This window comes from Chloroflexota bacterium, assembly GCA_015478725.1.
Taxonomy (GTDB): Bacteria; Chloroflexota; Limnocylindria; order Limnocylindrales; family CSP1-4; genus C-114.
Genome location: JADMIG010000110.1, coordinates 1 through 1,473, shown reverse-complemented (window position 1 = coordinate 1,473; position 1,473 = coordinate 1). Strand labels below are relative to the sequence as shown.

The 1,473-nt window shown below is 66.7% G+C and carries 1 protein-coding gene; it reads left to right on the top strand.

The genetic code is table 11. The features are described from left to right. A partial coding sequence (locus IVW53_15985; GenBank protein ID MBF6607063.1) for an IS1380 family transposase occupies window positions 1-1,299 on the top strand: 1,299 nt, incomplete at its 5' end. Window positions 1,300-1,473: the final 174 nt, after the last annotated feature.

Sequence of the window (1,473 nt, the reverse complement as noted above, 5' to 3'; positions counted from 1 at the left end):
CACGCTCTTGGGTCCTTTGCCGACCGATTGGGGCTCGGTGATGCGCTGTCTTCCCGGATCCCGTGGAGTGGCGCCGGCGTTCCCATCCACGACCGGGGCAAGGTGCTCGTCCAGATGGCACTCACCCTCGCCGGTGGCGGTGAGAGCTGTCTCGACATCGAGCACCTGCGCATCGGTGATGACCTCTTCGGCTCAGTGCCGTCGGACACCACGGTTGCCCGGACGTTCCGCGAGATCACGTCGTCGACCCGTTCCGGGATCGCCGAAGCGATGGCGGTGATGCGAGCGCAGGTGTGGTCCCGCTCGACGACGACGACGGCGGGTGACCCCGTCCTCTTGGACATCGACGCCTCCCTGGTCGAGATCCACTCGGAGAACAAGGAGCAGACAGCGCCCACCTTCAAGGGCGGCTTCGGCTTCCATCCGCTGTTCTGCTTTGCGGACGCCACGGGTGAGACGCTGTCTGCACTGCTGCGCCCGGGGAACGCCGGCTCCAACACCGTCGCCGATCACATCACCGTGCTCGATGAGGCCATCGCCCAGCTGCCGGCCCCTATCGCTGTGGGCCACCACGAAGGTGACGAGTCCGACCTCGTGCAGCGCGACGTCATCATGCGGGCCGACTCGGCCGGGTGCACCGAGGGCTTCTTGGCTGCGTGTCGGGCCCGCAACATCGGCTTCTACGTGTCTGCCCGATCCAATCCCCAGGTCACGGCCGCCATCTTCGATGCCATCGGGATCGAAGAGGTGTGGCTTCCCGCCCTCGCCCAGGACGGCGAGTTGAAGGAAGGAGCAGCGGTGGCCGAGCTCACCAGCCTGATCGACGGAGCGAAGTTCCCCTCCCGAACCCGGCTGATCGTCCGACGTGAACCGCTCCATCCCGGTGCCCAGCGCAGCCTGTTCCCAAGCCTCGACTACCGCTACTGGGGGTTCTACACCGACCAAGACGGCGACCCGAGAGCGCTGGATGCCACCATGCGGGCCCACGCCCACGTCGAGTCCCACATCCAACGATTGAAGGACTCGGGGCTGTGCCGGTTCCCCTTCGCCAGCTTCGAGGCCAACACCACCTGGCTGATGACCGTCGCCCTGGCCGCCGACCTCGTGCGATGGTTCCAACTGCTGTGCTTCGACGGATCCTGGACCGACGCCCGACCCAAGGCACTCCGCTGGGGGATATTCCACGCTCCGGGACGCCTCGTGCACCGGGCACGCCAGAGCGTCGTGCGGATCATCGACGGCTGGCCGACCGCCCCGGTGCTCCTCGATGCCTACCGACGCATCGCCCTCATCACCTGACCGACTCCGCACGCCCCATGAGGCGGCACCAGGTTGACGACACGCGCCCCGACCCATTTCCGTGGTCACTTTCGACCCCGCCAGAAGGCCAAATGGTCGGCGGTGTCGCTTCCAAGGAGTCGAAATGACCGGTCCGCACGTTCACCCCACCGGAATGACGGCATCAGGCCACCG